General features: G+C 56.1%; 8 protein-coding genes. All 8 read left to right on the forward strand.

Translation table 11 applies throughout. The features are described from left to right. A partial coding sequence (locus tag K8I01_08770) for a hypothetical protein (GenBank protein MBZ0220506.1) occupies positions 1–358 on the forward strand: 358 nt, incomplete at its 5' end. Positions 359–428: 70 nt separating this feature from the next. After that, positions 429–1343, forward strand: a complete 915-nt coding sequence (locus tag K8I01_08775) for a U32 family peptidase (GenBank protein ID MBZ0220507.1) — start codon at positions 429–431, stop codon at positions 1341–1343. Between the two features lie 190 nt (positions 1344–1533). Then, complete coding sequence (locus K8I01_08780; GenBank protein MBZ0220508.1) at positions 1534–1938, forward strand: accessory factor UbiK family protein; 405 nt, start codon at positions 1534–1536, stop codon at positions 1936–1938. 8 nt (positions 1939–1946) lie between these two features. Further along, a complete protein-coding gene (ubiB, locus tag K8I01_08785) occupies positions 1947–3617 on the forward strand; it encodes a 2-polyprenylphenol 6-hydroxylase (GenBank protein ID MBZ0220509.1) in 1671 nt (556 codons plus the stop codon). Beyond that, positions 3607–4035 carry a CGGC domain-containing protein gene (locus K8I01_08790; GenBank protein MBZ0220510.1) on the forward strand — a complete coding sequence of 143 codons (429 nt, stop codon included), beginning with the start codon at positions 3607–3609 and terminating at the stop codon, positions 4033–4035. The genes ubiB and K8I01_08790 overlap by 11 nt, the downstream gene beginning before the upstream one ends. A gap of 11 nt (positions 4036–4046) precedes the next feature. Further along, complete coding sequence (gene ubiE / locus K8I01_08795) at positions 4047–4793, forward strand: bifunctional demethylmenaquinone methyltransferase/2-methoxy-6-polyprenyl-1,4-benzoquinol methylase UbiE (protein MBZ0220511.1); 747 nt, start codon at positions 4047–4049, stop codon at positions 4791–4793. A 38-nt stretch (positions 4794–4831) separates the two neighbouring features. After that, positions 4832–5254, forward strand: a complete 423-nt coding sequence (locus tag K8I01_08800; protein MBZ0220512.1) for an SCP2 sterol-binding domain-containing protein — start codon at positions 4832–4834, stop codon at positions 5252–5254. 268 nt (positions 5255–5522) lie between these two features. Beyond that, positions 5523–8094: tandem-95 repeat protein (locus tag K8I01_08805; protein MBZ0220513.1), on the forward strand; the 2572-nt coding region annotated here is incomplete at its 3' end.

Here is an 8094-nt window from a genome sequence, read left to right on the forward strand (position 1 = left end):
GGGCGGGCGAGGCGGGGCAGCAGGAGAGAGGCCCCGCAAGGGGCCGAGCCCGGAGGATGGAGGCAGAAAGAGAGCGGAGCCTTATGCCAAAAAGCGCGGCAGCGCGCCAAAGGCTTTTTGCACTTTAACAGGCTGCAGAAAAAGACCAACCCAATCTGCTGCGTCATCTTCAAACTTCTTCAATGCGGCGTACAAAAAAGCACGCCGCATTCCCATTTTTCGACTCCTTGCATCTTGGACTTTTGAGCAGCCTGAACGTGCTTTGAGTTTTTTCAGCAACCTGCTAAAAGAAAATCATCTCAATAATATTTTTCTGCGGCTTACTATGAAACCTCATCTGCCCTGCATTTCACCTTAAAAACCCTTGTTTTTACGCTCCCCATGTTGCATACTTTATACGGCGAAATTCGTTCAAGGATTCGGTTTTTATGGAGCTTGCGATCGGCCCGGTCCTCTTCGATTGGCCCCGCGACGAGGTATTGGGTTTCTACAGGGAAATCTCGAAGACGGACGTGGACAGGGTCTATGTCGGCGAGGTAGTCTGTTCTAAAAGGCTGGGCCTCTCCCGTGATAACATACAGGGTATAATAAAACTACTTCTGGATTCCGGAAAAAAGGTCGCCCTCTCGACCCTTGCCGTCATTTCGAACGACGAGGAGCTCGATACGGCGCGGAAGCTATTTGATTTCCAGGTGCCTGTAGAGGCTAACGACATGTCGGTCTTCAATATGGCCGACCCGAGGGAAAGGGATATCTACGCCGGGCCTCATATCACCTCCTATAATGCGCCGACTATAGAGTTCCTTAAATCCATAGGCATCAAACGGGTGGTATTCCCTGTCGAGCTATCGAGGGAATCCATAAGGCACTGCATAGAGAAGACCGGGATAACGGGCGAGGTCTTCGCGCACGGGAAAGCGCCCCTCGCCTTCTCCTGGCGGTGCTACACCTCAAGGGCATTCGGCCTATCCAAGGCCGAATGCAGGCACGATTGCCTCAAATACCCGGACGGCATGGACCTTAAAACGATCGACAACGGGCCGCTATTCTCAATAAATGGCACCTCGATACTGAGCGCCGCCACCCATACCCTTATCGAATTTGTCGAAGACCTGAGGGAGATCGGCGTTGCCGCGCTCAGGATATCGCCGCAATACAGGGTCACCGGAAGAGTCATCGAGGTCTTCAGGGCGCGCTTAAACGGCACACTCGGCCCCTCAGAAGGGCTCAATGAACTTAAGGCGATAACCAAAGGAGAATTCACAAACGGCTGGTACCTCGGAGGCGCCGGGAAAGATTATTTAAATGCTGCCGGGAAAGTTCTCGGGGGAAACTTTCTTTAGAAAGTTTCCCCCAGACCCCCCTTCAAAGACTTTTAGTTCTTTCCCTGAGTGCCCCCAGTTTGGGGGCTCTCAGGAAACTAAAAATTTTTGGAGAGAGTTTGAGAGAACCTTTTTACAAAAAGGTTCTCTCAAGAAGCCTCCCCAGTCAGCCTCTAAATGCGGCCATGGGCCGTGGAAGGGAAGGTGGAGTATGGCGGACCTGCTTGATAAGGCGATACTCATAGGCATGGGACTTGAAAGAAAGGCCAGGGAGGTTCTTGAAGAGCTTGAGAAGTCCGGGAAGGGCTCGAAGGAGGCTACCGGCGAGGCCGGGCTTCCGCCGAGGGAGGCTGTCGAGAACAGGGTCGTGGACGAGGGCGTAAGGGCGCTTAAGGAGTTCCTTTCCGTCGTCAGTTCCGCGAAGGAGAAGCTTGAAAAGGAGGTTACGTCCTCTTCTGGCAAGGTCTTCGAGAAGCTCAACGTGGCCACCCAGGACGAGCTTGAGGTCGTAAAGGAGATGGCCAGGCTGGCAAGGGAGAAGGTCGATAAGCTCGAAAAGAGGGTGTCGGACCTGGAGGCAAGGCTTGAGAGGAACGAGTTCAGGGAAGGCATGTAAGCACACTGATGGCCAACAGCACATACAGGAATCTAAGCAGGCTCAACCGGATAGTGGTCACGCTAATCAGGTACGGCTTCGGCTCGCTCGCGAGGGAGCTCCGGGTGCTGCCGCCATTTGTGCCCGCGATAGAGCGGCTCTTCATCTCGAAGAAGGCGCAGAATTTGAGCGCGCCGGTAAGGATAAGGCTCGTCCTTGAGGAACTCGGCCCGACCTTCATCAAGCTCGGGCAGATAGCCTCGACCAGGGCCGACCTCCTGCCGCCCGAATGGGTCGAGGAGATGAAGAAGCTCCAGGACATGGTCCCTCCCGTGCCGTATGAGGAGGTCAAGAAGGCGGTCGAGGGCGCGCTCAAGGCCTCGATAGGATCGAAGTTCGCCTCCTTCGACCCGGTCCCGGTGGCCTCGGCCTCGATCGCCCAGGTCCATTACGCCGAGCTCTTCGATGGCACCAAGGTCGCGGTCAAGGTAAAGAGGCCGGGCATAGAGCATGTAATCGAGTCCGACCTCTCGGTCATGCATACGATTGCGGGGCTCCTTGACAGGTATGTGCCGGCGGCTCGCCGCTACAGGCCCCACGACGTGGTAGCCGAGTTCGAGAGGGTCATAAGAAACGAGCAGAACCTCGCGGCCGAGGGCGTGAACATCAACCGGTTCTCGGAGATGTTCAAGAACGATCCCTCAATCCAGATACCGCGCGTCTTCTGGGACTACTCGAACGAGGATATCCTCACGATGGAGCGCATATACGGCACTCCCATCGACGAGGTTGAGGCGCTCAGGGCCAAGGGGCTTGACGTAAAGGAGGTCGCAACAAGGGGCCTCACCATATTCTTCAAGCAGGTATTCGATCACGGGGTCTTCCACGCGGACCTCCACCCGGGAAATATCTTCGTAAGGGACGACGGCGCGATCATCTATCTCGATTTCGGCATCGTCGGGAGGATAGACCGGGACCTCCGGAATTATCTCGCGAGCATGCTCTACCATCTCGTCCGTGCCGACTATTACAGGATGGCCGTTGTCCACAGGGAGATGGGGCTCATATCCGACGACGTAAGCCTCTCTGATTTCGAGGACGCTCTCCGGGACATATCCGAGCCGATATTCGGGAGGACGCTCGAGCAGATAGACATCTCGGGCCTCCTTATGAAGCTCATACAGACTGCAAAGCGCTTCAATATGAAGCTCCAGCCCAATTTGCTCCTCCTCCAGAAATCGATGGTGATAATAGAGGGGGTAGGGAGGCAGCTATACCCTGACGTCAACATGTGGGAGGTGGCAAAGCCCCTCATCTACAGGTGGATGGCGAGAGAGAAGCTATCGCCGGGAAGGTTCGTCGAGAAGGGACGCGAGCGGGTGGAAGATATTCTGGATACCGCATTCGACCTGCCGGTCAACTTCAATACGCTACTCCGGAGGGCGCTTCGGGAAGACCTCCGGATTGGCTTCGTGCACCACAGGCTCGAGGAGGTCACAGGGGAGCTTGAGAGGGCGGGCAGGAGGATAGGCGGCGGGCTCGTTGTGGCCGCGCTCTTTATCGGCGCCTCGCTCGTGGCGGTCTTTTCAAAGGAAGGGCCGACCTTCCTGGGCTTGCCGCCTCTTAGCGGCGCGGGTTACGTGGCGGGCGCTGTCATTGGATACAAGCTTTTCCGGAGGGGCAGGGGCAATGGAAGGTAAAAAGACAAAGGTCGTTGCCATCATCCAGTGCGACTTCGCGAAGGAGCGCTGCAGCGGTTTTGCATGCCTTGATTCCTTCACAAAGAGGAAGGACGCCTTCAAGGATTATCCCGGCGAAGACGCCATAGTTGCCGTTCCCTTCAACTGCGGCGGCTGCCCCGGAAGGAGGATACCGAGGACGGTCGCTCACCTCGTGAAATCGGCCATGAAAAAGGCGGGGGTTGAAAAGGACGAGATAATATTTCACCTCTCCTCGTGCATGGTCACGGACAACGGGCATTACCCGCCGTGCCCCCATTTGGGCTACATAGAGAAGATTCTCGACAGGAAGGGCGTTACGTACAGGAAAGGGAGCTACGGGAGCAAGACCGCGACCTCGCGGAGGGCTTCCGGGAAATACGAGCCGTTCGAGTTCTAAAGGGTGATTTTATGACAGAAAAGATGACATACTTCGGGAACCAGCTCATCCCCGAAGCGGAAAAAGAGAAGAAGGTCAGGGAGGTCTTTGACTCCGTGGCCCAGAAGTACGACTTTATGAACGATCTCATGAGCTTCGGAATCCACAGGCTCTGGAAGAGGTTCGTCGCGTCCGAGACCGGATTGAGGCCCGGGCAGTCGGCCCTGGACGTGGCCGGCGGTACGGCCGATATAGCCATACTCATGGCCGACAGGGTGGGAAAAGAAGGCAATGTCGTGGTCTTCGACATTAACGGCGAGATGCTTAAGGTCGGGCGCGACAAGTGCATCGACAGGGGCTATCTCTCGAACATCCGTTTCACTCAGGGGAATGCGGAGGAGATACCTTTTGAGGATAATTCCTTCCACTGCGCAACCGTCGGCTTTGGCATAAGGAACGTGACCCACCTCGACCGGGCCCTCGGCGAGATGACCAGGGTGGTGAAGCCGGGCGGCAAGGTCATATGCCTCGAATTTTCGCGTCCTGAGAGCGCGCTTTTAAGAAAGGCCTACGACCTCTATTCCTTCTCGTTCATCCCGGCGGTGGGGGAGATGATAACCGGAAACAGGAGCGCATACGAGTACCTGCCCGAATCGATACGCAAGTTCCCGCCGCAGGAGGAGCTTAAGAGGATGATGCAGGATGCCGGGCTCTGGAAGGTGCAGTACCACAACCTCCTTAACGGCATAGCCGCCGTGCACGTGGGAGTAAAGATATAGACGGTTTCGGGTTCCAACTTTTTTTTCGAGGAAAGCGCATGGAAAAGGAAGAGGCGAAAAAAAAACTAAGGGAAGGGCTTTACAAGGGCCTCCGCCTGCCCCTCAAGGCAATGCCGCTATGGATGGAGGCCATAGGCATGGGTGTCTTCATCTCGGCGATACTGGACAAAAACCCCGCCTTTCGCGCAAGGCTCGGCGAGATCGACGGCAAGCTCTTCCTATTCGAGGCCAGGGACGTCGAAAAGAAGTTCTTCCTCCATGTGAAGGACAGGGACGTAAAGGTGGTGCCGCATTCCACGCGCGTGCCGGACGTGACCATGAGCGGGAGCGCGAGCGTCTTGATGGAAGTGCTCCTTGGAAAGGAAGACCCGGACACGGTCTTTTTCTCAAGGAAGCTCGAGATAACCGGCGACACCGCCGCCGCGATACATTTCAAGAACCTGCTCGCCTCGCTCGGATAAGAAAATAGAATCCACCCGGCCCTTTATACCCCGATCAAAAAAAAACTCTGCAAGAAGTTGACAAAAGCCTAAGGCGAGATAAACTTTCCCCTTATACACTTTTCAGCTTTGCCTCCGAACCCGCCCTGTCTCTTCAAAGGAGACAGCCGCCGGGCCGCTTTTTACCCTTTCGCACCCAAATTCGCTTTCATAAGAGCTGTCGGCCTCCGGGCCCCCCTTTTGCGTTTAAACGAGCGAGGTGGACATGAAGAGGACGGCTTTATTTTTGATGCTGCTCCTGATGGTACTTGCCTTACCTGGCAGGTCCTTTGCCGATATCTTTTATGTGCGCGCAGACGCCCTGGGCGACAATTCCGGCGCCGACTGGACAAACGCGTTCAGGAGCTTCCCCGAAGAGCTTAAGCGGGGTAGCACATATTATATAGCCTCGGGAGAGTACACCGGTTATACCTTCAACGACCCCCTGTCTGAAAACCCTGATCTGAATTTCATATACATTAAAAAGGCGATACCGGAAGACCACGGCACAGACACCGGCTGGGAGGACTACCTCGGAGAGGGGAGCGCGGTTTTCGAGGCGCCGTTCGTATTCAAGACAGGCTATTACGAAATAGACGGACAGGTCGGGGGAGGGCCAGGTAGCTGGCGGGACGGGCACGGCATCAAGGTGCGCCACTCAGGCGCCTCGGACCAGATGAAGCTAATAAAGATGGCGGAAAGGGTATCGAACCTCGTCTTTAAGCACATCGAGATGTACTTCAATCCGTGCACAACATGCTCGGGCCAGGATATACTCTATAGCCTGAGCGGCGGCGCGGACTGGACGTTCCGGAACTGCTACATGCACCACGCTGGCAGGGTGATACTGCTTACCTTCAGTTCCACATCGGATGTTCTTATCGAGAACTCCATGCTCGAGAGGAACGGGGTGTCCTCAACACAGCACTCGGAGATCTGGATAGCGCGTGACACCAATAATGTAATCTTACGGAACAGCGTGATAGCGGATTTCGTGAGCACCGGCGGCATAATAATAAGCAGGGGCGAGAACTGGGATATTTACGGGAATATCTTTATCTGGACCGAAAACCTCGGCAGGAGGTCCATGAACGGGGCCATAGGGAGTCTCTCCTCGTCCACCGATTATTACGCGCGGAATGTGAACATATACAACAATACCTTCGTGGACCTTGTCGACGGCGGGGCCGGTAAGATATTCCCCATCTATAACGAGATAGGGAATATAAAGGCCTACAATAATCTCTGGTACAACAGCCCCGCTACATCGTTCGGCCCGGATGTCGAGCATAACTACAACTGGTTCATGGGGTCCAACGAAAGCGCGATATTCGAGAGCGCGATGCAGGTAGGGGAGAGTGACCCGTTTATAGACAATGGCGGCGGCGATTTCCGCCTCTCCGCCGGAACGGAACCTGGCATTGTCCACCCGGATCTCTATGATATGGACATGGTCGGCATTGTCCGCGGCGCGGACGGTTTCTGGGACCGCGGGGCGTTCGAGTTCGAGTCCACGGTCGCCGAGGAGAATTATCCTCCGTCGGCCTTCGATGACGCGGCCGCCACTTCTGAAGGCATTCCGGTGACCATCGACGTCCTCGCCAACGACACGGATCCCGAAGGGGACGCGCTTACCATAAGCGGCCTTTCGGCCCCCGGGAGCGGCACGGCCACCTTAACCCCCGACCAGACCGTGACTTACACGCCTGCCACCGGCTTTACCGGAACGGACAGCTTCACCTACACGGCCCATGACGGCAGATCCGAGAGCAACGCGGCTACCGTGACCGTGACGGTTTCGGGGGGCGAGGCTCTTTTTGCCAATGACGACGCGTATTCGATAGACGAGGATGGCATTCTCATCATCGAAGCGCCAGGCGTCCTCGGAAACGATTTGCTGGAGGGTGGCAGCCCAAGCGCCGAGCTCGTCTCAGGACCGGTAAACGGCACTGTGGCACTTGACCCGGACGGCTCCTTCAGATACGAGCCCCTGGCCGACTATAACGGCCAGGACTCGTTTTCATACAGGGTGGTCACAGGGCTTTCCGAGAGCAATAACGCGGCAGTAGTCTTTACCGTAAACCCCGTGAACGACGCGCCTACAGCGGCGGACGACTCGGCTTCCACGTTCAGGGAAACGCCCGTAGTCATAAATGTGCTCGCAAATGATGCGGATATCGATGGCGACGCCTTGACGGTGGCTTCCCTTGCCGGGCCGCAGAACGGGACAGCGGTCATCAACCCCGACCAGACTGTCACCTATACCCCTGCCACTGGCTTTGTGGGCACCGATAGCCTTGCGTATAGCGCATACGACGGCGATGCGGAAAGTAATTCCACAACCGTTATGATAACTGTGCAGGACAGGCCCGAGGCGGTAGACGACACCTATTCCACATTGGAGGATGCGCCTTTGCAGGTGGCTGCTCCCGGAGTCCTCGGAAATGACTCTGGCGAGGGAGATTTAACGGCCCAGCTCGTAACCGGACCGGCAAACGGAAGCCTTGCCCTCAACCCCGACGGCTCTTTTATCTATACTCCGGGAGCGGGCTATTCAGGAATTGATTCGTTCACCTACAAGGTCTTCTCCGACGATGTTGAGAGCAATAACGCGATCGTTATGATAACTGTGCAGGACAGGCCCGAGGCGGTAGACGACACCTATTCCACATTGGAGGATGCGCCTTTGCAGGTGGCGGCCCCGGGTGTGCTCGGAAATGACTCTGGCGAGGGGGATTTGACAGCCCAGCTCGTAACCGGACCGGCAAACGGAAGCCTTACTCTCAACCCCGACGGCTCTTTTATCTATACTCCGGGGCCGG

The sequence above is a fragment of the Deltaproteobacteria bacterium genome (genome assembly GCA_019912665.1).
Classification (GTDB): domain Bacteria; phylum Desulfobacterota; class GWC2-55-46; order GWC2-55-46; family GWC2-55-46; genus UBA5799.